The organism is Telmatospirillum siberiense (assembly GCF_002845745.1).
GTDB lineage: Bacteria > Pseudomonadota > Alphaproteobacteria > Rhodospirillales > Magnetospirillaceae > Telmatospirillum > Telmatospirillum siberiense.
On record NZ_PIUM01000005.1, the window covers coordinates 189949 to 214453 of the forward strand.

At 63.9% G+C, this 24505-nt stretch carries 19 protein-coding genes; 6 read left to right on the forward strand and 13 right to left on the reverse strand.

The features are described 5' to 3' along the window. Positions 1–154: 154 nt before the first annotated feature. The 4 genes from CWS72_RS07170 to mtgA all read right to left on the reverse strand — a co-directional run bounded on the left by CWS72_RS07170 (position 155) and on the right by mtgA (position 5566). On the reverse strand, positions 155–1561 hold the full coding sequence (locus CWS72_RS07170; protein ID WP_101249891.1) for a S41 family peptidase: 1407 nt from the start codon (positions 1559–1561) through the stop codon (positions 155–157). Further along, positions 1558–2997: a murein hydrolase activator EnvC family protein gene (locus CWS72_RS07175; protein ID WP_101249958.1), complete on the reverse strand. Its 1440-nt coding sequence runs from the start codon at positions 2995–2997 to the stop codon at positions 1558–1560. The genes CWS72_RS07170 and CWS72_RS07175 overlap by 4 nt, the downstream gene beginning before the upstream one ends. A gap of 76 nt (positions 2998–3073) precedes the next feature. Next, entirely contained in the window at positions 3074–4666 is a 1593-nt protein-coding gene (gene gpmI, locus CWS72_RS07180) for a 2,3-bisphosphoglycerate-independent phosphoglycerate mutase (protein WP_101249892.1), read from the reverse strand. A gap of 255 nt (positions 4667–4921) precedes the next feature. After that, positions 4922–5566, reverse strand: coding sequence for a monofunctional biosynthetic peptidoglycan transglycosylase (mtgA, locus tag CWS72_RS07185; RefSeq protein ID WP_241911619.1), 645 nt, complete (start codon positions 5564–5566; stop codon positions 4922–4924). A gap of 139 nt (positions 5567–5705) precedes the next feature. On the opposite strand from mtgA, the gene CWS72_RS07190 reads away from it, so the two are divergent. From CWS72_RS07190 to CWS72_RS07200, 3 genes are all read left to right on the forward strand, one after another. Beyond that, positions 5706–6008, forward strand: coding sequence for a hypothetical protein (locus CWS72_RS07190; protein WP_146002660.1), 303 nt, complete (start codon positions 5706–5708; stop codon positions 6006–6008). A gap of 97 nt (positions 6009–6105) precedes the next feature. Next, complete coding sequence (locus CWS72_RS07195; protein WP_101249895.1) at positions 6106–6681, forward strand: hydrolase; 576 nt, start codon at positions 6106–6108, stop codon at positions 6679–6681. Between the two features lie 4 nt (positions 6682–6685). Further along, a complete protein-coding gene (locus CWS72_RS07200; RefSeq protein WP_101249896.1) occupies positions 6686–7732 on the forward strand; it encodes an AbrB family transcriptional regulator in 1047 nt (348 codons plus the stop codon). Positions 7733–7747: 15 nt separating this feature from the next. Here the strand turns inward: CWS72_RS07200 and CWS72_RS07205 are convergent, their stop codons facing one another. The 8 genes from CWS72_RS07205 to CWS72_RS07235 all read right to left on the reverse strand — a co-directional run bounded on the left by CWS72_RS07205 (position 7748) and on the right by CWS72_RS07235 (position 17032). Next, a complete protein-coding gene (locus CWS72_RS07205) occupies positions 7748–8431 on the reverse strand; it encodes a response regulator (RefSeq protein WP_101249897.1) in 684 nt (227 codons plus the stop codon). A gap of 63 nt (positions 8432–8494) precedes the next feature. Then, the gene (locus tag CWS72_RS07210) at positions 8495–11200 is read right to left on the reverse strand and encodes a sensor histidine kinase (RefSeq protein ID WP_101249898.1); all 2706 of its coding nucleotides are present in this window, start codon (positions 11198–11200) and stop codon (positions 8495–8497) included. Positions 11201–11504: 304 nt separating this feature from the next. Then, positions 11505–12119 (reverse strand): potassium-transporting ATPase subunit KdpC, encoded by a 615-nt coding sequence (gene kdpC / locus CWS72_RS07215; RefSeq protein WP_101249899.1) that lies wholly within the window; start codon positions 12117–12119, stop codon positions 11505–11507. A 27-nt stretch (positions 12120–12146) separates the two neighbouring features. Next, positions 12147–14234, reverse strand: coding sequence for a potassium-transporting ATPase subunit KdpB (kdpB, locus tag CWS72_RS07220; protein ID WP_101249900.1), 2088 nt, complete (start codon positions 14232–14234; stop codon positions 12147–12149). 9 nt (positions 14235–14243) lie between these two features. Further along, positions 14244–15971 carry a potassium-transporting ATPase subunit KdpA gene (gene kdpA / locus CWS72_RS07225; RefSeq protein WP_101249901.1) on the reverse strand — a complete coding sequence of 576 codons (1728 nt, stop codon included), beginning with the start codon at positions 15969–15971 and terminating at the stop codon, positions 14244–14246. Between the two features lie 10 nt (positions 15972–15981). Then, the gene (locus CWS72_RS07230) at positions 15982–16071 is read right to left on the reverse strand and encodes a K(+)-transporting ATPase subunit F (RefSeq protein WP_101249902.1); all 90 of its coding nucleotides are present in this window, start codon (positions 16069–16071) and stop codon (positions 15982–15984) included. A gap of 206 nt (positions 16072–16277) precedes the next feature. Then, positions 16278–16559, reverse strand: a complete 282-nt coding sequence (locus CWS72_RS27385) for a hypothetical protein (RefSeq protein WP_146002661.1) — start codon at positions 16557–16559, stop codon at positions 16278–16280. Beyond that, on the reverse strand, positions 16556–17032 hold the full coding sequence (locus tag CWS72_RS07235; RefSeq protein ID WP_199175572.1) for a septal ring lytic transglycosylase RlpA family protein: 477 nt from the start codon (positions 17030–17032) through the stop codon (positions 16556–16558). The genes CWS72_RS27385 and CWS72_RS07235 overlap by 4 nt, the downstream gene beginning before the upstream one ends. Before the next feature lie 240 nt (positions 17033–17272). On the opposite strand from CWS72_RS07235, the gene CWS72_RS07240 reads away from it, so the two are divergent. Together CWS72_RS07240 and CWS72_RS07245 are read left to right on the forward strand one after the other, a co-directional pair. After that, positions 17273–18679: a GH1 family beta-glucosidase gene (locus CWS72_RS07240; RefSeq protein ID WP_241911620.1), complete on the forward strand. Its 1407-nt coding sequence runs from the start codon at positions 17273–17275 to the stop codon at positions 18677–18679. A gap of 259 nt (positions 18680–18938) precedes the next feature. Continuing rightward, complete coding sequence (locus CWS72_RS07245) at positions 18939–22904, forward strand: Pls/PosA family non-ribosomal peptide synthetase (RefSeq protein ID WP_241911621.1); 3966 nt, start codon at positions 18939–18941, stop codon at positions 22902–22904. 118 nt (positions 22905–23022) lie between these two features. Here CWS72_RS07245 and CWS72_RS07250 read toward each other — a convergent pair whose 3' ends face one another. Continuing rightward, on the reverse strand, positions 23023–24198 hold the full coding sequence (locus CWS72_RS07250) for an aromatic alcohol reductase (protein WP_241911622.1): 1176 nt from the start codon (positions 24196–24198) through the stop codon (positions 23023–23025). Between CWS72_RS07250 and CWS72_RS07255 the strand changes: the two genes are divergently transcribed. Next, complete coding sequence (locus CWS72_RS07255) at positions 24088–24474, forward strand: winged helix-turn-helix transcriptional regulator (RefSeq protein WP_241911623.1); 387 nt, start codon at positions 24088–24090, stop codon at positions 24472–24474. The two genes, CWS72_RS07250 and CWS72_RS07255, sit on opposite strands and share 111 nt — an antisense overlap. Positions 24475–24505 lie beyond the last annotated feature (31 nt).

A 24505-nucleotide genomic window follows, 5' to 3' on the forward strand; every position in this document is an offset into this window, starting at 1 on the left:
GATGTACCAGGCGGCACCGGCCACCACGATCAGCGTAACCGGGACGACGATCCCATAGACGAGCGGCGAGAGCCAGCCTCCGCTGGCCGAGAGGCCAGAGGAAGCGATGCGGTCCGAAGGAGAGAAAGAAAGCTTCACCGTCGCCATCGCGTTTTCAGTTGGCCTTTGCCGCGCCTTTGTAGAGTGACAGGCCCCGCAGCAGATCGATGGCCCGGGCCAACTGGTAGTCGGTCGCGGGATCGCCCATGCGCAGTGCTTCCATCAGCGCCGACGGGGCACCAGCGGGCGGCGTCTTGCCGTCGGCGGCCGGTTGCGGCTGCGGCGCGGCCGGAGCCGGGGCCTTGCCGTCCTCGGTCTTCGCATCCGACTCGGGCTTGGCCTGCGTTTTCGGCAGGGTGTCGTTCTTCAGCGCGTGCGGCAGGGACGCCTCGCTCCGTCCGAAGTGGTCGTTCGGCTGATTGAGCGCTTCGACCTTGGAGGGCAGAACCTTGATGTCGGGTTCGATGCCGACAGCCTGGATGGACCGGCCCGACGGCGTGTAATAGCGTGCCGTGGTCAAGCGCATGGCGCCATGGTCCTTGAGCGGCATGATGGTTTGCACCGATCCCTTGCCGAAGGATTTGGTTCCCAGCAGGATGGCCCGCCGGTGATCTTGCAGGGCGCCGGCGACGATTTCCGAGGCGGAAGCCGATCCGTCGTTGATCAGGACGACCAGCGGCATGCCGTCGGTGAGATCCTTGCCATGGGCATTGAAGCGCTGCGTGTCCTCGGGATGGCGCGAGCGGGTGGAGACGATTTCACCCTTGTCGAGGAAGTCGCCGGCCACGGCCACCGCCTGGTCCAGCAGGCCGCCGGGATTGTTGCGCAGATCGAGGACGAAGCCTTGCAGGTTGGCGCCGCCGTCCTTCTTCAACTGATCGATGGCCTTCCTGAGGTTGGTGTCGGTCGATTCGACGAACTGGCTGACGCGGATATAGCCGACATTGTCCTGCAGCTTGTATTTCACCGTCTGGATCTTGATGACGGCGCGGGTCAGCGTGACTTCGAAGGGAGCCTGGCCGTCGCGGCGGACGGTCACCTTGAGATCCGTGTTGACCGGACCGCGCATACGGTCGACGGCGTCATTCAGGCTCAGGCCCTGGACGGGCTCGCCATTCAGATGAGTGATGAAGTCGTTGGGCTGCAGGCCCGCCTTGGCCGCCGGAGTATCGTCGATCGGCGAGATGACCTTGACCCAGCCGTTCTCCATGGTCACTTCGATGCCGAGGCCGCCGAACTCGCCCTTGGTCTGCACCTGCATGTCCCGGAAGCTTTTCGGGTTCAGGTAGCCCGAATGCGGGTCGAGGGATGTCAGCATGCCGTTCAGCGCCGCCTCGATCAGTTCCTCGTCGCTAACCGGTTCGACATATTCGTTGCGCACACGCTCGAAAACGTCGCCGAAAAGGCTGAGGAGCCGATAGGTGTCGGCATTGTTGGCCTTGTCGGTTGCGGCCGTCGCGGGACTAGACAGCAGGGCGAGCCAAGCGCAGGCGCCCGCTGTGATCATGACCTTCCGAATCATCCAGTAACCTTTATTTTTCGTGCTGTGAGCCAGGGCAACGGGTTAACAGGCTGGCCATTGCGGCGCAGCTCGACATAAAGAAGTGGTTTGCTTTCGGACTGTCCCATCACACCAACCGGTTCTCCGGGTAGCAGATGTTGGCCGACGTTGCCGTCAATCCGGGTCATTCCCGCGAGCAATGTATGATATCCTTCGCCGTGCTCGATGATCAAGAGCAGGCCATAACCGCGAAACGGACCGGAGAATACCACTTGTCCGTCATAGGGCGCCACAACTTGGGCGTTGGCCCTGGTGGCGATGGTGATTCCACGCGCCGGGACCCCTAAATCGGTGGTCTGGCCGAATTTCACGACGACCTTGCCGCGCGCCGGAAAAGGCATCTCTCCCTGCGCCTGGCTGAAGGGTTTGCTCCAGGCCTGCGCGGTCTGCTTTTCCGCCGGTCCGGCCTTGGCCGCCGCCGCCGCCGCCTCCTTGGCGGCGCGGGTGGCCTGTTCCTCGGCCTGCCTGGCTTGCCGGGCAGCCTGTTCCTCGGCCTGCTTGGCTTGGCGGGCCGCGGCGATTTCGGCCGCGTGCTGTTCCTTGGAGGCCTTTTCGGCGGCGATCTTTGCTTCGCGGGCGGCCTTCTCCGCGGCGATTTCCGCCTCTCGCGCGGCTTTCGCCGCGACGCGCTCGGCTTCGCGGGCGGCCTTTTCCGCGGCGACGCGTTCCGCCGCCTCCTGTTCCCTGCGTTTCTTTTCCTGCTCCAGTCGGACCAGCAGGTCGCGCAAATCCTCCGCTTCCGAAGCCATCGCCTGTAAGCGTTTCTCGGATTCGCGCCGCTGCCCCTCGGTTTCCTCCTGCAAGTGCTCCTTGCGATCGTAGAGGGTGGCCAACCGGCGATGCTCGGCGTCAAGTTTGGTCGCGGTCGCCGAGATCTTCTGCTTTTGCCGGCTGACGTCGACGCGGAGAGACGCCAGGGAATCCAGTTCGGCCTTCAGGATTTTTGCGGATTCCTGGATTTGGGGGACGACATCCTTGAGAAGAATGGCGCTGCGGACCGTGTCTGCGGGAGAGGTCGGCTGGGCGATCAGGGCTTCGGACGGGCGGAAAGCCAGGCGTTGCAGCGCGGTGAGGACACCATTCATCTGCTGGCGCTTGAGTTCCAGGCTTGCCGTTTTTTCCTTTTCCAGTGCGCCGAGATCGTTGAGTTGCAACTCGAGTTCCGACAGGGTTTCTTCGTGTTCCTGGACCGCCTGCGCGGCATTCACCATGTTACTGCGCAGATCGGCCAATTCCTTGGCCAACTGCTCGGCCCGCTGCTTGTATTGCTCGCGCTCCGCCTGGCCTTTCTGCAGCGCGCTTTCCAACTCCTTGAGCCGCTGATCCGGCGCCGCCTTGGCGGGATCGGCGGCGGCCCATCCGCTGTCGGCCGCGGCCAGGCAAAATAACACGGCCATCGCGGCACCGACCGGCCGGCGCATCACCAAAGGCCGCCGCCCTGTCCGGCGGGGGAGGGCGGCGGGGGCCATGACGTTACGCCATGGCGCCGGAGCGAACTGCGGCGGTCTCTGCACCCTTGGCCGATAAAAGAGACTTTCCGGTCATTTCCGGCGGCTGCGGCAGTCCCAACAGGGCCAGAAGCGTGGGAGCCACATCGGCCAGACGTCCGTCATGCAGGGCGGAAACACCGGCCGGCGCGTCCACCAGGATGACCGGTACCTTGCCGATGGTGTGGGCCGTATAGGGCTCTCCGGTGACGGGGTCGCGCATCAGTTCGGCATTGCCGTGATCGGCGGTGATCAGCAGGCTGCCGCCCGCCCGGTCCACCGCCTCGACCAGACGGCCTAAGCAGCGGTCGACCGTTTCCACGGCCTTGATCGCCGCTTCCAGAACGCCGGTGTGTCCGACCATGTCGCCGTTGGCATAGTTGACGACGATGACGTCGAATTTTCCGCCGTCGATGGCCTCGACCAGCTTATCGGTCACTTCCGGCGCCGACATTTCCGGCTGCAGATCGTAGGTGGCGACCTTGGGGCTGGGTACCAGGATGCGCTCCTCGCCTTTGAAAACCGCCTCGCGTCCGCCGTTGAAGAAGAAGGTGACGTGCGCGTATTTTTCGGTTTCGGCGATGCGGAGCTGCGTCAGGCCGGCGTCGGCCACCACTTCGCCCAGGATGCGCGTCAGGCTCTCGGCCGGGAACAGCACTTCGAAGAAGCGGTTGAGATCGGTCGAATATTCGGTCATGCCGAGGCGGGCGGCGAATTTTGGCAGATGGGCGCGGGGAAAGCCGTCGAAGGCCGGATCGACCAGCGAGGAGAGGATTTCCCGGGCACGGTCGGCGCGGAAATTGGCCATGATCAGGCCATCGCCATCCTTCATGCCCGCGTAATCGCCGACGACCGTCGGGATGACGAACTCATCGGTCTTGCCGGCCTGGTAGGAGGTCGCGACGGCGGCCACCGGGTCGGCGGCCTTGACACCCTTGGCCTCGACCATCGCCTGATAGGCCAGCGTCACCCGGTCCCAGCGCTTGTCGCGGTCCATCGCGTAATACCGTCCCGAGAGCGTGGCGACGGTGACGTCATGGCCGGCGACGTCGGCCAGGAAGGTTTCGACGAAGCCTTTCGCCGAAGAGGGCGGTGTGTCGCGGCCATCCAGGAAGGCATGCACCATGACCGGAACGCCGGCCGCGGAGACGGCCTTGGCCAGGGCGGCCATGTGGCCCTGGTGGGAATGCACGCCGCCGGGCGAGAGCAGGCCCAGCAGATGCGCCGTTCCGCCACTCGCCTTCAAGGCGGCGACGGCTTTGGTGAGAGCGGGGTTCTTGGCCAGGCTGCCGTCGGCCACCGCCAGATCGATGCGTGGCAAATCCTGCATGACGACCCTGCCGGCGCCCAGGTTCATATGGCCGACTTCCGAGTTGCCCATCTGTCCGTCCGGCAGGCCGACGGCCAATCCGGAGGTTTCCAGGAAGGCGTGCGGCGCGTGGGCGAGAAGGCCGTCCCAGACTGGCGTATTGGCCAGGGCGATGGCGTTATCGGCTCGTTCGGCGCGATATCCCCAGCCATCCAGGATGCAGAGGACCACGGGGCGGGGGCGGGATGAGGAGCGGAGCATGTTTGTCATAGCGGATTTATATGCCATATCGGTTGCCAATGCCATGATCACCCAGGTCAAACCTATATGGCGATCGCCCGGCGATCTTGGGAGTCCCTCTCGCGTCGGCGCAATTTTTCCGTGCCGGGTCCCGGCGCAATTGCTTCGAACGATGATGGCGGGACCGTTCTTGAACGATCCTCCCAGGAATTTGCCGGGACATCACGGTGCGCCACTTTCGTCTTGCCTACGGTCTACAGCGGCTACACGAACGGTTCTGCCCGGTCAAGGACATATCTTAGGGTTCGTCGGGATATGGCCCATGCGGGCATCGATAGTCCGGATGCGGGCTTCGATGTAACGGCTGGGCGTCACCGGCGAAAAGCGCCTGGGATTGGGCAGGATGGCGGCGAGCGCCGCCGCCTGGCGACGCGTCAGGTCGCGGGCCGGCCGATGGAAATAGCGTTGAGCGGCCATTTCGGCGCCGTAGAGGCCGGGTCCCCATTCGACGACATTGAGATAGACCTCGATGATTCTCCGCTTTCCCCACAGCGTTTCGATCAATACGGTCAATCCTGCCTCCAGGCCCTTGCGCAGAAAGTTCCGCCCCGGCCAGAGGAAGACGTTTTTCGCGGTCTGCATCGAGAGCGTGCTGGCGCCGCGCAGACGTCCGCCTTCCTCATAAGTGTCGACGGCATCGTTGATGGCCTCCCAGTCGAATCCGTGGTGGCGACAGAAGCGGGCATCTTCGGCAACGATGACGGCGCGGACCAATTCCGGCGAGATGGCGTCGATCGGCACCCAGCGGCGGTCCATGCCTTCTCCCTCGATTCGGCGGATCACCATCAGGGGAGTGAGCGGGGGAGCCACCACGGAGAACAGCGCCGCCATAGCGCATGGCAGGCCTAAGCCGAGGATCAGTCCCCACATGAGCAAGGGGCGGCGCCATCGCCCGAAGCGTGTCTGCATGGCCGGGAGTGTGCGACATCGCCTGGCCCGGCGCAAGCCGCCCCTCTTGCCTGGATTCGAGAAAAGAGTAACCTCCTGGCCGTGCTTGGAGGAGGAACGCATGAAGAAGTGGTTGGTTTTGGGGGTTGCCGGTTTGCTTTCCGCATGCGGGGGGGTCGGTGGCGTCAACATGCCGCGCGTCATCTCGGGCGATAGCGATGGTTTCGTCGTCGGCGGCGGCAGCGAGGGTTTGAACTGGAACAGCAGCGCCAGCGGGGGACTCAATCCGAAGAAGGCTCAGGACGTTGCCGATTATTATTGCTCCCAGTTGGGGAAAAAGGCCGAATTCGTCTCGCGCGGCGGTCCGACGTCCGAATGCGTCAGCAAGCAGTTGAATGTCTGCATGACCTATCGGTGTGAGTGAACCGACTGCCCCAGGGGGAATGGAGAAAGATACTGGGAGCCTTGTCGGCCCGGGGGGCCGGTCCTCCATTCTTTGAGAGAAGCGGATATTTAAGTAGATGCAAGCACTTGATCATCAAACGACGGCTCTCGTCCTCATCGATCTGCAGATGGGAATTCTCCGCATGCCGCTGATGCCGCATGGCGCCTCCGACGTCGTCGGGCGGGCCGCCGGTTTGGCCAAGGCGTTTCGCGCCAAAGGCGCTCCCGTGGTTCTGGTGCATGTCGGATGGTCGGACGGTCTGGCCGACGCCCTCAAGCAACCGGTCGATCGTCCATCGCCGCCGCCGGCGGGTGGATTTCCGTCCGACTGGATGGATTTCGATCCCGCCCTCGATGTGGCGAAGAGCGACATCATCATCACCAAACGGCAATGGGGCGCTTTTTACGGCACGGAGCTTGATCTGCAACTGCGTCGCCGTGGCATCCGCACCATTGTTTTGGGCGGCGTTTCGACCAATATCGGTGTCGAATCGACGGGCAGGGCGGCATGGGAGCACGGATATGGCGTGGTTTTCGCCGAGGATGCGATGAGTTGCGCCGGTGCGGATCTGCATGGATTCGCCATCGCCAATATTTTCCCGCGTATTGGTTTGGTGCGCAGCACCGCCGACATTCTGACGGCGTTGGGCTGACGCCTTGACGCGCCGCCACAGGCAGTTGGGACGATGGGCGGCGCTGGCCGGCCTGTCGCTCGTCGTCTCGGCCGGATTGCATTGGGCCGCCTTTCCCGCGGCATTGCTGCTGGGGCCGATGCTGGTCGCCATCGCTTTCGGCGTCGGCGGCAGCGAACTGGCCCTGCCGCGGTGGCTTTTCGTGGGCGCGCAGGCGGTGATCGGCTGCCTGGTGGCGCGCGCGCTGACCATGTCCATCCTGGCCACGCTCGCCGACGACTGGGCGATCATGCTGACGATTGTCTGCACGACGGTGCTGGCGGGCGGTCTTGTCGGCTGGATCCTGGTGAAATTCGGCGCCTTGCCAGGCACCACCGCCGCCTGGGGGTCGTCTCCCGGCGCCGCCTCGGCCATGGTGGTGATGGCCGAGGAATTCGGCGCGGACGCCCGTCTCGTCGCCTTCATGCAGTATCTGCGGGTCGTCATCGTGGTCATGAGCGCTTCCCTGGCCTCGCGGCTGCTGTTGGGGGCCGGCGCTGTCCTTCCCTCGGCGACGGAGACTTCTTTCGCGGTGCCGCTGGTGCCTTTGCTGGAGACCCTCGCCATCGCGGCGGCGGGGGCGCTGGCGGGGCGTTACCTGCGTATTCCGGCGGGATCCATGCTGGTGCCGATGATAATCGGCGCGGGATTGCAGGGGAGCGGTCTGGTGGTCATCACCCTGCCGCCGTGGCTGCTCGGTCTCTCCTATCTGACATTGGGCTGGTACATCGGCCTGGGTTTCACCCGGACCGTTCTGATGTATGCGTTGCGGGCCCTGCCCCAACTGCTGTTGTCGACCTTTCTGCTGATCGGCCTTTGCGCCGTCTCGGCCTGGCTGCTCACCCTGTTCATTCATACCGACGGTCTGACCGCCTATCTGGCGACCAGCCCGGGCGGACTCGATTCGGTGACCGTCATCGCCGTCGGCAGCGGCGCCGACACCCCCTTCGTGCTGGCGGTGCAGACACTGCGTCTTTTCATCGTTCTGCTGACCGGTCCGCAGATCGCCAAATTCATCTCCCACTACGCCTGAGCGAAAAAGGTCGCTTCAGGCCCCGGTGACCAGGCGGTAGCCGACCCCCGGTTCGGTGAGGATGAGGCGCGGCGCCGTCGGGTCGGTTTCCAGTTTCTGACGCAACTGGTTGACGTAGACGCGGAGATAAGCCGTGTCCTCGACATGGGCCGGCCCCCAGACTTCCTTTAGAATCTGCTTGTGGGTGAGGACATGGTCGGGGCTGGAGGCCAGGAAGCGCAGAAGCTCGTATTCCCGCTTCGAAAGATGGACCTCTTCGCCGTCGCGGGTCACCACCCGGCGGGCGAAATCGCACTGCAGCCCCCCGGTGGCGAAGATATCGCCGTTCGCTGGTTCCTCTCCCCTCTGACGCAAGGCGGCCCGGACGCGCGCCATCAGTTCGCCGATACCGAAAGGCTTGACGATATAGTCGTCGGCGCCGCGATCCAGCGCCTCGACCTTGTCGACCTCCTGCGATCGCACTGAAAGCACGATGATCGGCACTTTGCTCGTTTCGCGGATGGTGGTGATGATCTCCTGGCCGTCCACATCCGGCAGGCCGAGATCGAGAATGACCAGATCGATCTTGCGCGTGCGGGCCAATTCCTCGCCCTGCCCGGCGGTTTCCGCCTCCAGCACCTCATGGCCGTTGGCTCCCAGGCTGATGCGCAGGAATTTGCGGATTTGCGGTTCGTCGTCGACGACTAGGATGCGCCCCATGATGTCCTCGGTCGCTGAGGGGAAAGTCCCTCTCTGCTTTCGCTGTTTTGTATCATGGATGATTCATACGCCGGCCGTCTCGTTGGAATCGAGCGTGGGCGGCGCGCCGAGCGGCAGATGGATCACGATGCAGGTTCCGGCGCCATGCAGACCGGGTTCCGCCTTGATGGTTCCATCATGGGCCTCGACGATGCCCCGGCAGATGGCCAGGCCGAGGCCGGTACCGGCGGTTTGCTTGTCGGTGGCCTCGACCCGATAGAACATGTCGAACACCCGTTCGCGGTCGGCTTCCGGGATACCGGCGCCCTGGTCGCAGACCTCGATCAGGGCCAGATCCTTGCTGGTCCGGGCCCAGATGGTGACCTGGCTGCCGGGGGGGGAGTATTTGCAGGCGTTGTCGAGCAGATTGAAGAACACCTGCTCCATCAGGATGGAATCGAGACGGAGAAGGGGCATGCCGGCATCGATGTCGACCTTGATCTGGCGTCCCTTCAAAAGCTTGCCCGAGCGGTCGACGGCGGCGCGCACGACATCGTTCAGATCCGCCCAGTCGGCATTGGGTTTCAGGGCCCCCGAGCCCAGCTTCGTCATGTCGAGCAGGTTTTGCACGAACCGGTTCAATCGTTCCGCCTCGTCCTGGATGGTGCCGGCCAGGTCGCGGCGGTCCTTGGCTTCCAGGGCGTCGCCATAATTGATCAGGCTGGAGGCCGCGCCCAGAATCGAGACGAGCGGCGTGCGCAGATCATGCGACAGCGACGACAGCAGGGCGGAACGCAGGCGGTCGGTTTCGGCGGCCAGACGGGCGGCTTCGACGTCGGCGACCAGGATGGTTCGTTCGATGGCCACCGCCGCCTGATCGGCGAGGGTCTCCAGCAGCCGGCTGTCTTCCGGCGTCAACTGTTCCTGCCCGGCCATTTGCATGCCCAGAACGCCGATCGGTCCGCGCGCGGTCTTCAAGGGCAGGAACAACCAGTCGGCGGCCGGCAAGGTGGTGGAACCGCGTCCCGACGGGCGACCATTGGCCCAGGTCCAGTCGGCGGCGCCGGCATCCTTGTCGCCAAGCTCGTCCTCCGGAGGATAGCCGGCGGCGATGGAAAGACGGCCCTCGTCGGGCAGCAGCACCAGAGATTTGCCGCGAATGGTGGCCGCGACATGGTGAACCACCGCCCACAGCACGTCGTCACGCGTGGCGCCGGCGGCGATCTTGCGGCTGAACTCGTAGAGATTGGCCGTCCTCCGGGCGCTGGTCTTGGTGGCGTCGACCTGGACCTGAACCCGGCTGGCCAGATTGCTGACGATGATGGCGGCGATCAGGAAGAAGACGATGGTGAGAATGTTCTGGGAATCGGAGATGGCGAAGGAAAAACGCGGTTCCGTGAAAAAGAAGTTGAACGACAGGAAGCTGGCGACCGAGGCGAAAACGGCGGCGCCGCGCCCCAGCCGCATGGCGATCAGCATGACGGCCACCAGGAATGCCACCGAGATATTGGGCACCGGCAACCAGAGATCGATGACGAAGCCCAAGCCGGTGGCCGCCGCCACGCCGATGGCCGCGATCAGATAGGACGTCCAGGTCCACGCCTGCTCGGGCGCCTTGGTCTCGAAGGTGCGGGGACTCCTCTCGGTGTCTTCGCCGCCGACCAGCAGCACGTCGAAATCCTCGCTTTTGGCGAGGATGCGCCTGGTGACCGAGGTGGCGGCGGGCAACCGCCACCAGGCCCTGCGGCGCGGCCGTCCGACGACGATCTGGCTGGCGTTCCTCTCCCGGGCGAAGGCGACGACCTCGGCGGCGACGTCCTCTCCCTGCAAGGTGACCGTCTCGCCGCCCAATTGTTCGGCCAGACGCATGGTTTGGGCGATGCGGTCCTTCTGCGGTTCGTCGAGCCCGCCATGCCGCGAGGTTTCGACATAGACCGCCATCCAGGGGGCGGACCGGCGTTCGGCCACCCGTTTCGCGGTTCGCACCAGGCGGGCCGAGGCGGTGTCGTCGCCGATGCAGACGATGATGCGCTCGCGGGTCGGCCAGGGCCCGGAGATGGCGTGGGCCCGCCGATAGTTCAGCATCTGCGCGTCGACCCTCTCGGCGGCGTGGCGCAAAGCCATTTCGCGAAGCGCGGTCAGGTTGCCGGCCGAGAAGAAATTGCTGACGGCGCGCCGGGCCTGCTCGGGGACATAAACCTTGCCCTCGGCCAGACGTTTCAGCAGATCCTCGGGCGGCAGATCGATCATCTCGATCTCGTCGGCGGTGGCCAGCACGCTGTCGGGCAGGGTCTCGCGTACCTTGATGCCGGCGATGCGCTCGATGACGTCGTTCAGGCTTTCCAGATGCTGGATGTTCAGTGTCGAATAGACATCGATGCCGGCGGTGAGGATGTCCTCGACGTCCTGATAGCGTTTGATGTGCCGGCTGCCGGGAACGTTGGTGTGGGCCAACTCGTCGACCAGCACGATCCGCGGCCGGCGGGCCAGGATGGCCTCGAGATCCATCTCCTGGAAGGGCCTGCCGCGATAGTCGACGATCCTGGAGGGCAGCGCCGGCAGATCGCGGACGAGGCGTTCGGTTTCCTTCCGCCCGTGGGTCTCGACCACGCCGATGACCACGTCGACACCTTCGCGTTGCCGCTCATGGGCCGTTTCCAGCATGGCATAGGTCTTGCCGACGCCCGGCGCGGCGCCAAGGAAGATTTTCAGGCGTCCGCGCGTTTCCTTCTGTGCTTCGGCGAGAAGGGCGTCGGGCGAGGGGCGATTGTCGCGATCGTTATCGGCCATCAGGTTCCGATCGTACCCCGGGGCGGCGGGGGCGACAATCGCATAGGGAGCTCACCTTCACCGTTTCGACGCCTTCAAGACGTGGTGGGCCACCAAGACACCAAGGCACCAAGGCACCAAGGTGTTGCCCGAAAGATAGGACAGCGGGTTGGGTTGCCGCGCCGCGGGCAGAAATGGTGAGGTCATCCCGTGTCGCGTCGCCGGTCGAACGGGAGAATGCCTGCGGCGCGCTCCGCCGCCTTGGTGTCTTGGTGCCTTGGTGGTTCAATTTTTCCAAGATGCCTTCCGGGCTCGCCTTCCTCTCTCACCGTTGCGCCACCTGCTGGTCGAGCGCCAGGTTGAGTTCCAGGACATTGACATGCGCTTCGCCCAGGATGCCGAAGGTGCGTCCGGAGGTCATGCGGGCCACCAGGCTGCGCAGTTGCGCTTCCGGAATGCCGCGGGCGGCGGCGATGCGCGGTACCTGATATTCCGCCGCGGCCGGCGAGATATGGGGGTCGAGGCCGCTGGCCGAGGTGGTGACCAGATCCACTGGCACGGGGATGCGGGCATTGGGGTTTTCCGCCGTCAAGGCCGCCAACCGGTCAGCCACGTCGGATGACAGGCTCTTGGCCGAAGGCGAGGCGTTCGAGCCCGTGGAGGAGGCGGCGTTGTAAGGGGCCGGGATCTGTTTGGTGGCGTCCTGGGGATCGGTGTCGGTGGTCGCCGAGGGGCGCGGGTGGAAATAGCCGGCGCCGGTGAAGGTCTGGCCGATCAGGGCCGAGCCCACCACATGGCCGTCCTTTTCGATCAGACTGCCGTGGGCCTGGGCCGGGAAAAGCACCTGGCTCAGTCCGGTCATCACCAGGGGGTAGGCCAGGCCGGTGAGCAAGGTGATCACCAGGGTGGCCAGGATGGATTGCTTCATTTGCTTCAACATGATGGATGCTCCTGCGCCCCCTTGCCCTCAGGCCAGCCCGAAGGCGGCGACGATGAGATCGATGGCCTTGATGCCGATGAAGGGGACGACCAATCCGCCCAGGCCGTAGATGAAAAGATTGCGCCGCAGCAGTTCCTCGGCGCCGGCCGGCCGGTATTGCACGCCTTTCAGGGCCAGCGGGATCAGGCCGATGATGATCAGCGCATTGAAGATGATGGCCGACAGAATGGCACTTTGCGGGCTGGCCAGATGCATGACGTTCAAGGTCTGCAACTGCGGATAGGAGGCGATGAACAAGGCCGGGATGATGGCGAAATATTTCGCCACGTCATTGGCGATGGAAAAAGTGGTGAGCGATCCACGGCTCATCAGCAGTTGCTTGCCGATCATGACGATCTCGATAAGCTTGGTCGGATCGCTTTCCAGATCGACCATGTTGCCGGCTTCGCGGGCGGCTTGCGTGCCAGTATTCATCGCCACGCCGACGTCGGCCTGGGCCAGGGCCGGCGCATCGTTCGAACCGTCGCCGCACATGGCGACCAGCCGGCCCTTGGCCTGTTCCTCGCGGATCAGGGACAGCTTCTTTTCCGGCGTCGCCTCGGCCAGAAAATCGTCGACTCCGGCTTCCGCCGCGATGGCCGCGGCGGTCAGCGGATTGTCGCCGGTCACCATGACGGTGCGGATGCCCATCTTGCGCAGTGTCTGGAAGCGCTCGCGAATGCCCGGTTTGATGATGTCCTTGAGATAGATGGCGCCCAGCAGCCGTCCGTTCTTGCCGACCACCAGTGGCGTGCCGCCGGCTTTGCCGATGCGTTCGACGGCCTGGATAATGTCCTTCGGCACGACGCTGACCGTACCGCCGCCAGCCCAGTCGGCGACCCAGCGGATCACCGCGTCCGGGGCGCCTTTCTGGATTTCCTCGCGGCCACGGCCATCGGTGACGGCGAAGGTGACGCCGCTCATCCTGGTATGGGCGGAGAAGGGCTGGAACGTCATTTGCCGCTGCAAGCCGTCGGTTTCCTGTAAGCCGAAGCGGCTCTTGGCCAGGGCGACGATGGACTTGCCTTCCGGCGTGTCGTCGGCCAGCGAGGCGAGGAAGGCGGCCTCGGCCAGTTCCCGTTCGTTGACGTCGGGAAGCGGAATGAATTCCGACGCCTGACGGTTGCCCAGCGTGATGGTGCCGGTCTTGTCGAGCAGCAGGACGTCGATGTCGCCGGCCGCCTCGACGGCGCGTCCCGATTTGGCGATGACGTTGAATTTGACCAGGCGATCCATGCCGGCGATGCCGATGGCGGAAAGCAGGCCGCCGATGGTGGTGGGGATCAGGGTAACCAGGAGCGCGATCAGAAAAACCACCGGCAGGGCGGCGCCGGAATAGAGGGCAAAGCCCGGCAGGGTGACGCAGACGATCAGGAAGATCAGGGTGAGGCCGACCAGAAGGATGGTGAGCGCGATCTCGTTCGGAGTCTTCTGGCGCTTGGCCCCTTCGACCAGGGCGATCATCCGGTCGAGGAAGGAGGAGCCGGGGTCGGCGGTGATCCGCACGACGATGCGGTCCGAGACCACGCGCGTGCCGCCGGTCACCGCCGACCGGTCGCCGCCGCTTTCGCGGATCACCGGCGCCGATTCGCCGGTGATGGGGGATTCGTCGACGGTGGCGATGCCGGACACCACGTCGCCGTCGCCGGGGATGATGTCGCCGGCTTCGACGACCACCAGATCATTGGCACGAAGGTCGGAGGCCGCCACTTCGGTCCAGGTCTTCGAGTCGATGGCGGCGATCTTCCTGGCGCGGGTATCGGTTTTGGTTTTGCGCAAGCTGTCGGCCTGCGCCTTGCCGCGACCTTCAGCCACCGCTTCGGCGAAGTTGGCGAACAGCACGGTGAACCACAGCCAGGCGGCGATCTGGCCGACCACGCCGACATTGTCGCCGAGGCCGAGGACGATGTCGCGGACGAACAGAATCGAAGACAGCATGGCGACGACGCCGGTGGTGAACATCACCGGGTTTTTCACCAGATCCCGCGGGTCGAGCTTGCGGAAGGACGCCAGCACGGCTTGCCTAGCGATGGCGGGGTCGAACAGGGAGATCGCGTCGGGGCGATGGATGCTCATGGGAACACCTCAGAACAGGGTGCCGGCGGCGAGCGAAAGCTGCTCGACGATCGGACCCAAGGCGAGAACGGGGAAGAAGGTCAGGCCGGCGACCACGACGATCACCGAGATCAGCAAGGCGACGAAAAGCCATCCGTGGGTCGGGAACGTCCCGGCCGACGGCGGAACCGTCTTCTTGGCGGCCAGGGCGCCGGCGATGGCCAGGGTCGGAATGATGACGATGAAGCGTCCCAGCAGCATGGCGAGGGCCAAGGCGGAGTTGTGGTACGGCGTGTTGCCGGAGAACCCGCCGAAGGCCGAGCCGTTGTTGGCGGTGGCCGAGGCATAGGCGTAGACGGCTTCCGACAAACCGTGCGGACCGGCGGCGGCGATGGCCGGCGTGGCGATCGGCAGGACGACCGCCAGGGAGCCCAGGCAGAGGACCGACAGCGGGAAGACGATGATCGAGAGGACGGCCAGTTTGACCTCCTTCGATTCCATCTTTTTGCCGAGATATTCCGGTGTGCGTCCGACCATCAGTCCGGCGATGAAGACGGTAATGATGACGAAGACGATCATGCCGTGCAGCCCGGCGCCGACGCCGCCGAAGATCACTTCGCCCAGCATCAGATTGACCATGGGCACCATGCCGCCGATCGGCGTGAAGCTGTCGTGCATGGAGTTGACCGCGCCGGTGGAGGTGCCGGTGGTGGCTGCCGCATAGATGGCGCTGGCGGAAAGACCGAAGCGGACCTCCTTGCCTTCCATGTTGCCGCCGGGGGCCTGGTCGCTGGCGGTGATGTCGACGCCCTGGCTGGCGATCGCCGGATTGCCGGCCGCTTCCGCCCAGTAACAGACGCCGATGCCGACCACCAGCATCAGGGCCATGGCGGCATAAAGGGCGCGGGCCTGCCGGCCATCCTTGATCATCCGGCCGAATGCGACCACCAGTCCGCCGGAAATGACCAGAAGGCCGATGATCTGGAACAGATTGGCGAGCGCCGTCGGATTTTCATAGGGGTGCGCCGAATTGGCGTTGAAGAAGCCGCCGCCGTTGGTCCCCAGCAGCTTGATCGCATCCTGCGAGGCGACCGGCCCTTGCGCGATGGTCTGGCTGGCGCCTTCCAGGGTGGTGGCGGAGACATAAGGGTCGAAATTCTGCGGAACCCCCTGCCAGACCAGAAACAGCGTGAAGACGACGGCCAGCGGCAGCAGGATGTAAAGAATCGAGCGGATCGCATCGACATAGAAATTGCCGATGGTCTTGGCCGAACGTCTCGCGAAGCCTCGGACCAGGGCGATGGCCACCGCCATTCCGGTGGCCGCCGAGGTGAAGTTGTGCACCGTCATGCCCAGCATCTGGGTCAGATAGGACATGGTGCTTTCGCCGCCGTAATTCTGCCAGTTGGTGTTGGTGGCGAAACTGACGGCCGTGTTGAAGGCGAGGTCGGGAGCGACCGCCGCCTCGCCGGCCGGATTGAGCGGCAGCAGAGCCTGAAGGCGCATCAGCCCATACATCACCAGGATGCCGATCAGGCTGAAGGCGAGCACGGCGAACGCGTAGGCGGTCCAATGCTGTTCCTGCTCGGGCTTGATGCCGCAAAGCTTGTAAAGGCCCCTCTCGATCGGTCCGAGAATGACGGAAGCGAAGGTCCGTTCACCCTGATAGACGCGAGCCATATAGATGCCGAGCGGAATCGCCAGCGCGGTCAGCAGGACAAAGAAAACAACGATTTGCAGGATGCCTGCGGCGTTCATGAAATCCTCCTCAGAAACGCTCGGGCCGGACCAGCGCGTAGCTCAAATAGACGAACAGTCCGGCCGCCACGATGGCGCCGAGTATCAATTCGAATGTCATGGGGGTCTCCGCTACAGGTGGTCGCAGGCGCGCACGAACAGCGCGCCTGCAACGAAAAAGGCGACGGTAGCCGTCAGGAAAAGGACATCGAGCATGCGAGATCTCCGAGAAAGACGCGGAGGATTCAATAGTCCGGAACCTCGTTAAGCTTCCATGCGGAAAACGGGTGCCGGTATAAAGATTTCATTAAAATGGCGCATATCCTGCTAAAGGCCGTCCTGCCTTAAAGATAATGGTAAGTACTTTTTGGAAATGTTTCGGCGGACGGACCATATCAGGTGCAGAAGTTCTCGGGCGCTGACTTTGTCTTTTTCCATAAGGGCACCAACGATGCCATCCCTCAAAAGTTCTCGAAGCGGCGGTTCGCTGCCCGCACCGGCCCAGAGGTTGCTCTTTTTCTTCGGTTCGCCTCCGGCGGGTTCAGGCGCCGCCCGGGCTTTTAAAATGACGCGGTCATTTCGTCCCGGACCCTTGATGCGGACGATCATGGCAGGATCTCCATGCGAACGTGGGCCAATCCATCGTCGAGCATGGCCAGATCGCGCGCCGCCCGTTCCGAGAGGTCGATGGCGCGGCCGGGGACGTAAGGCCCCCGATCATTGACGCGAACCAGCGAGGTCTTTCCGTTTTTCAGGTTGGTGACGCGCAGCAGGGTGCCGAAGGGCAGGTCGCGATGGGCGGCGGTGCGCCGGTCGGGAGAATGGATTTCACCGCAGGCGGTGGGGCGGCCGACATGCCGGCCGCCGTACCATGAGGCGGTGCCGATCACCGAGCGTGCGGTTGGATAGACCGCCGCGCGTTGTATCGCTTGCCGTTCCAGAGGGGCGGGGCTTCGTTTCGCCTCAGGTTGGGCGGCCGACGACGGACTGGCCATGAAGGGAATCGACAAAGCGAGGCATAGCGCGGTCCCCACGCCGAAACGGCGGCGAGACGGCGGGGCGCTTGAAAGGCTGTGAACCATATGGGCATTCCGGCTTCGGGTTGGACCTCTAGCCTGATTGCCTAGCAGGCCGGGGCGTTAACGATCCATGCGGATTGCCGTTAACGGGCGTAAGGGAAGTTTTTATTTTTGCCCGGCAAAGTACCGGCTTGCCCGGCTTTTCGTTTAAGCTGCGCTTCCGGTTCGGGTGGTGGTCGGGATGGTATTTTTCGTTCCCGCCGCTCTTGAACCGGCGCCAGCCATGATGATCTTTTGGATTCGATGACATCGCATTTCCTTCGCCTGACCCGCCGCCGTTTTCTAGCCGCCGCCGCCGCGTCCGCCATGCCGTCGCGGTTGGCCCTGGCCGCCCCCGCCTTTCCGGAGAATTTTCTGTGGGGGGCGTCGACATCCGCCCTGCAGATCGAAGGCGCGCTTCGCGAAGACGGCCGGGGAGTAAGCATCTGGGATGATTTCGGAAGGCGTTCCGGCGGTATCGCGGATGGTTCGACGCCTGCCGAGGCGTGCGATCACTATCATCGCTGGCCCGAAGACATCGCCTTGATGCGCGAAGCCGGCTTCTCCGCCTATCGTTTTTCCATCGCCTGGCCGAGAGTGCTGCCCGATGGCGACGGCGAGGTCAATGACAAGGGGCTGGATTTCTACGACCGCCTGGTCGATGGGCTGCTTGATGCCGGCATCCGGCCCATGCCCTGCCTTTATCATTGGGATCTGCCGCAGGCGCTACAGGAGCGGGGCGGCTGGATGAACCGCGACATCGCCGGCTGGTTTTCCGATTACGCGGCGATCGTCGCGGGCAGGCTGGGCGATCGGGTGACGGATTGGTTCACCCTGAACGAACCTTCGACCGTGGCGATTTTCGGCCATGCCTATGCCGATCACGCACCGGGTTTGCACCGTGGCCGGGATGGCGTTCTGGCCGCGCTGCATCATCAGAATTTGGCGCAGGGCGCGGCTTTGCGGGCCTTGCGGGCGGCGGGGAGCCATTTCCGTCTGGGCACCGTGCTCACCTTGCAACCGGTCAATCCGGTGACCGACAGCGAGGCCGATCGCTCGGCGGCGATTCGGTGGGATGCCCTGTGGAACAGGGCGTCGCTGGATGGGGTGATGCGCGGCCGGGTGCCGGATGTCCTGGCCGAGGATATGGCGGCCTGGGTCAGGCCCGGCGATCTGGAGGCGATTCGGTTCCCGCTCGATCGCCTGGGGCTCAATTACTATTCGCCGTTGTCCATCCAATATCAGCCCGGCCGCCTTTACGATGCCGGCTTCGGTCCGTCGGGCAATCCGCGGATGACCGCCATGGGCTGGCCGGTCGATCCGAAAGGCCTGACGTCGATCCTCGCCGAATTGCGGGACCTTTACGGCAACCCGGAAGTGCTGATCTGCGAAAACGGCGCCGCTTACGACGACCGGCCCGATGGGGCAGGCCGGGTCGATGACGTCGAACGGATCTCCTTCCTGCGCGATCACCTTGAGGTTGTGGCCGCCGCCGTCGGCGCCGGTTGCAATGTGAAGGGCTATCTCGTCTGGTCTCTCTTGGACAATTGGGAATGGCAATGCGGTTTCAGCCGGCGTTTCGGCTTGGTTTACGTCGATTATTCCACGCAAAGACGCAGCCCGAAGGCCAGTTTCGACTGGTACCGGAAGGTCATAAAGAGGGGGCTGTAGCCTCTTCCCGCCGGCTCGTCATCGGAAACCGTTCATATTCCTGAAAAGAGATCTTTGTAATCCACGGCCGAAGCGGTATCACGGTGCGGTTATGAGGATGTTCCGATCGGCGGTGGATGCCCGTGCGGTTGAGCGGAACGTTCCAAAGGGCAGGTCGCGAAACGAAAAGGCGGAACCTGTCGTTCAAGCCCTGCGGGCCGGGCCGAACGGCATATTGGATATTATGAATCAAATCAATCCATCGATTCTTCCAGAATCAATGTCCGGGAGCGTTGAGTCGCGCCTGCTGCGTGATGAATTGCTGTCGGAAATTTTCGCGGCCACGGTGGCGCGCGCCCCTCAACAGATCGCAGCCCAATTCGGTGAGAGGACGCTCACCTACGAGGCGCTGAACCGTCAGGCCGAGGGCGTGGCCCAGACTCTGCGAAGGCAGGGGATCGGGCGCGGCTGCTTCGTCGGCCTGTGGATGGAGCGGTCGCTTGATCTGCACATCGCTCTGCTGGGTATTTTGAAGAGCGGCGCGGCCTATCTGCCCTTCGACGCCGACGCGCCGGCCGAGCGTGTCAGGGATTGCCTGGCCGACTGCGGCGCGAAGGCGATCATTGTCGATGCCCAGACCGCCGAATACGCCGGCGAGCAGCCTGCCGCCTGCCTGCGTTTCGAGGACTGCGACACGGAGCCCGCCATCGGGACGGTGCCCGATCCGCGCTCCGCGGGCGTGCTGTCTGCCGATCCCGCTTACGTGATCTACACCTCGGGCTCGACCGGCAAGCCCAAGGGCGTGGTCATCAGTCATCGCAACATCTGCCATTACCTGCGCTCGGCCAACAGCGTCTACGGCGTCACCTCCGAGGACGTGGTGTTCCAGGGCGCATCGGTGGCCTTCGACCTGTCGCTCGAGGAATTTTTCATTCCCTATCTGGTCGGCGCCAAATTGTGGATCGCCGGCCGTTCCGTTCTGCAGGAGACGGATCGCCTGGCCGAGACGCTGGTCCGGGCCGGCATCACGGTGCTCGACACCGTGCCCACGCTGCTTTCCCTGCTGCCCGAAGACGTCCCGGGTCTCAGGATCATCATCCTCGGCGGCGAGACCTGCCCGCCGGCGCTGGCCGATCGGTGGTGCCGGCCCGGCCGCCGGCTGTTCAACAGTTATGGTCCCACCGAGGCGACGGTGGTGGCGACGATCGCCGAATTGCGTCCCGGCGAAGCGGTCACCATCGGACGGCCCATCCCCAACTACAGCTGCTATGTGGTCGACGAGGCGCTGAACCAGGTCGCGCCGGGCGTCGAGGGCGAATTGCTGATCGGCGGCCCTGGCGTCGCCAGCGGCTATCTCAACCGGCCCGATCTGACGGCGCAGAAGTTCATCGCCAATCCGTTCCGCTCCGATGCCGCCGATCCGGTGCTCTACCGGTCCGGCGACGCGGTCAGTTTCGATGCCGAGGGACGGCTCCTGTTCCACGGCCGTATCGACGATCAGGTGAAGATCCGCGGCTTCCGCGTCGAACTGGGGGAAATCGAAAGCAAGCTCGCCGCGGTCGGCGGTATCGCCCAGGCCACCGTGGTCTTGCGCACCGACGACGGCACCGACCGGCTGGTGGCCTTTCTGGTGAGCGATCATGGCGCCCATCATGACCCGGCGGCCTTGCGCGAAGGCTTGAGAGCCACGCTGCCCGCCTATATGGTGCCCAGCCATTTCGAATGGGTCGAGCAATTGCCCCGCCTGGTTTCCGGCAAGGTCGACCGCAAGGCGTTGCAGCGCCGGCCGTTGACGGCGCTGGAGGACGCGGTGCAGGAAGAGCCCGCTTCGGCGACCGAGGCGGTGCTGCTGGCGGCGGCGCAACGGATGTTCCCGCGCCAGGCGATTCCCTTCGAGGCCGATTTCTTCGTCGATCTGGGCGGTCATTCGCTGATCGCCGCCCGCTTCATCTCGGCCGTCCGTGAAACACCGGCCTTGGCCGGCCTGACATTGCAGGACGTCTATGCGGCGCGCACCTTGCGGGCCATGGCGACGGTCCTCGATGCCCGTGCGGCCGCGCGGCCGGCGCAAAGCGGACGTTCGCTGGTCTTCACGCCGCCGCCGTTGTTGCGCCGGCTGCTGTGCGGCCTGGCCCAGGCCGCCGCTTTGCCCATCATCCTCGCCTTTACCACGGCCCCCTGGCTCGGGGTTTTCGTCGCCTATCAGCTATTTTCCGGCGAAGAGCATAATTTCATCCGGGAAACGGTGGCCCTGCTGGTCACCTACGGGATCATCAACGTCGGCACCACCGTGCTCGCCATCGCCGCCAAATGGCTGGTCATCGGCCGGACCCGGCCGGGTCGGTACCCGTTGTGGGGCGTCTATTATTACCGCTGGTGGCTGGGTCAGCGTTTCGTTTCGATGATCCATCTGAAATGGCTTCAGGCGACACCGATCATGCGCATCATCCTGCGCTGCCTGGGCGCGAAGATCGGTTCGGACGCGGTGGTTTGCGATTTCGAGGCCGGTGCCCTCGATCTGATCACCATCGGCAGTGACGCCACGGTCGGCGGCAAGACGCAGTTCGCCAATGCCGAGGTGATCGGCAACGAACTGGTGATCGGGCGCATCGAGGTCGGGAATGACGCCTATGTCGGTACCTCCTGCGTCCTCGGTCACGATGCGGTGATCGGTGAAGGGGCGGAATTGACCGATCTGACCGCGGTGCCGGCCGAGACCAAGGTGGGCGCCTGGGAGATCTGGGAAGGCTCGCCGGCCCGTCGCGTCGGTCATGTCGACCGCGCCGCCCTGCCGGAACAGTCGCTGGCCAGCCGCTTCCACAAGGGCCTGCAGACGCTCATCTATGCCGCGATGCTGGTGCTGCTGCCGCCGATCACCCTGGTTCCGATCATTCCGGCGTTCTATATTTTCGACAATCTGAGCGATGTCTTCACATCGCTTTTCTCGGTCAACTATCTCTATATCCTGCCCGTGCTGGCCTGGCCGACGGCGATGGCGCTGATCGTCATCACGGTGCTGGCCATCGCCCTGGTGCGCTGGACGGTCTTGCCGCGGGTGGTGGCGGGCACCTATTCGATCCATAGCTGGTTCTACCTGCGCAAATGGGTGGTCGCCCTGGCGACAGAACTGACGCTGGAAACCCTGTCCTCGCTTTACGCCACCGTCTATATGCGCAACTGGTATCGCCTGATGGGCGCGAAGATCGGCAAGGATGCCGAGATCTCGACCAACCTGGCCGGGCGTTACGACGTGACCGAGATCGGCGAGAAATGCTTCATCGCCGACGAGGTGGTGCTGGGTGACGAGGACGTCCGGCGGGGCTGGATGTTCCTGAAACCGGTGAAGACCGGGGCGCGCGTCTTCGTCGGCAATGACGCGGTGGTTCCCACCGGAACCACCATTCCCGATGGAACCCTGATCGGCATCAAGTCGCGTCCGCCGTCCGACAATTCCCTGATGACCGGCAATGACGTGTGGTTCGGCAGCCCGCCGATCAAGCTGCCGGTTCGCCAGCATTTCGACAATGTGTCGGCCAACTGGACCTATGAGCCGTCGCGCTGGCGCCGGCTGGGCCGGGCCGTCTTCGAAGCGCACAGCGTCTCGATGCCCACCATGCTGTTCATTACCTTCGGAACCCTGGCGGTGGAACTGCTGGCCCCGTCGATCATCGACCGCGCCTATGGCACGGTGCTTCCCCTGTTCATCGCCGCCAGCGTCGCCATTTCCTTCGCCCTGGTGCTGGCCGCCGTCGCGGTGAAGTGGCTGATGATGGGCGCCTACAAGCCGACGGTGAGGCCCATGTGGTCCTGGTGGGCGCTGAGGACCGAGGCGGTGGCCGTGATGTATTGGGGGATGGCCGGCAAGGTGCTGCTCGATCATCTGCGCGGGACGCCGATGCTGCCTTGGATGCTTCGCCTGTTTGGCGCCAAGTTCGGCAAGGGCGTCTTCATGGACACCACCGACATCACCGAGTTCGATTGCGTGACGGTCGGCGATTTCTCGGCCATCAACAACGTCTCGGCCTTGCAGACCCATCTCTACGAGGATCGGGTGATGAAGGTCGGCCGGGTGACCCTGGGACGCGGCGTGACCATCGGCGGCGCGGCCACCGTGCTCTATGATACCCACATCGGGGACTTCGCCCGCATCGGCCAATTGTCCATCATCATGAAGGGCGAGGATATTCCGGCCGACAGCGCCTGGTATGGGGCGCCGGCCCAGACGGTGCCGGACGACGTCGCATAAGGACGGGAACCCTCCTACGCTTTGCTTCCGGCGGGCTCAGACCCGCTCGGGTCGCGCGGGTCCGGGGCAAAACGATGCCGTCGTTTTGCCCCGGACTTTGGCACCGTAAACAGCGTTCTCAGGCCGCGGCCGTACTCGTCGCCGGGGACGGGGGGCATTCCCGCTTTTCAAGCCATGTCGGCACGTCGGTCACGGGGATGCCCTGCGCGAAGTTGAAAGTCCGCTCCTTGTCCCAGGCGACGCCGGTGTCTCGCGCAAAGGCCAAGTGATATTTCCTCATCCCGTCATCGGGATGCCGGGCCACTTCCGAGCGAAGTTCGGCCATGCTCCACAAAACACGCTCTACCGGTCGTCCAAGGAAACGCTCGACGGTATCGGCGAGTTGTTCGTAGGAAAGCGTATCGCCTGAAACGAAGACCACCGCATCATCGATGCGCGGCTCCTGGGCCAGAATGGCGGACGTCAAACGCCCGATGTCTTCCGGGATCGTGACGGTCAGCCTGTTTTTCCAATTGCCAAGCGCGTGAACCCGTCCCTCCACCAAATCGACCAGACCAAATGAAGGTTCGAACAGGAAGCTGGTGAACATTCCGGTCGAGACGATGATCCAGTGCGTCCGGGTCTGGGCACGCAACATGTCCCGCACATCGGACTGTTCATCGAACACCTCCTGGCCGCTGCCACGTCCGACAATGTCGTAGTCGACGCCGAACTGCCATGGAACATAACGTTCTACGCGGGCCTCAAGGACAGCTTCTGTGATCTTGCGCTGTGTCCCCGGTCCCCCGACAAAACCGGTGCAGCAGATGACGGTGCCGAAATCTGCGAAAATCGCGGCAAGTCCCTCCTTGGTTTCCGTGACCAGATCGGCTCGGACAATCTCGACGCCTATTTTCCACAGCTTCTCCGCCAAATCCTTTTGCGATCCGGTGGCTTCCCCTGCCGGAAGAGGCCGCAGGAGGACAGTCAACGATTGATCGCCAGTTGAACCGCGTCGCTCATTCAGCGCGCGCAACATGGCCATGCCGAGCTCGCCGGCACCGATGACGAGGGTCGCGTTGGGCTTGGATTTGGTGTTTGACATCAGCATCTCCTGAGGGGCTGATGTCAAAGTAGGCGGCCTTTGGCGAAAACATAAGAAGGCACACGCGTGATACTGAACGACAAACCCGACTTTGAAGAGGTGATCGCGCGCTCGCAGGCTGCGTGCGATGCGCTCAGCGATGAGGATGATGGTCTGAAACGCGAGGTTCTTACCCATGCCGGCAATCGCTGGTCGCTTGGAATCGTTCATGCGCTGGGTGTTTCCGGAACCCTTCGTCACGCGGAACTTGGCCGCCGGTTGGAGGGAGTCACCCAGCGGATGTTGACCAGATCGCTCCGTCAATTGGAACGTGACGGTTTGATCGTTCGGCACGATTATCGAGAAGTGCCGCCACGGGTCGATTACGCCCTGACGGAACTCGGGCGCGGTTTGTTGCTGGGCATGATGCCTCTGTGGAGCTGGGTAATCGACAATGCCGCCTCCTTCAGGGCCGCGCGTAATCGTTTCGATGGGAATGGTCGTTGACGATGCGGATTCCGGGAAAGAGTCGCCTTGA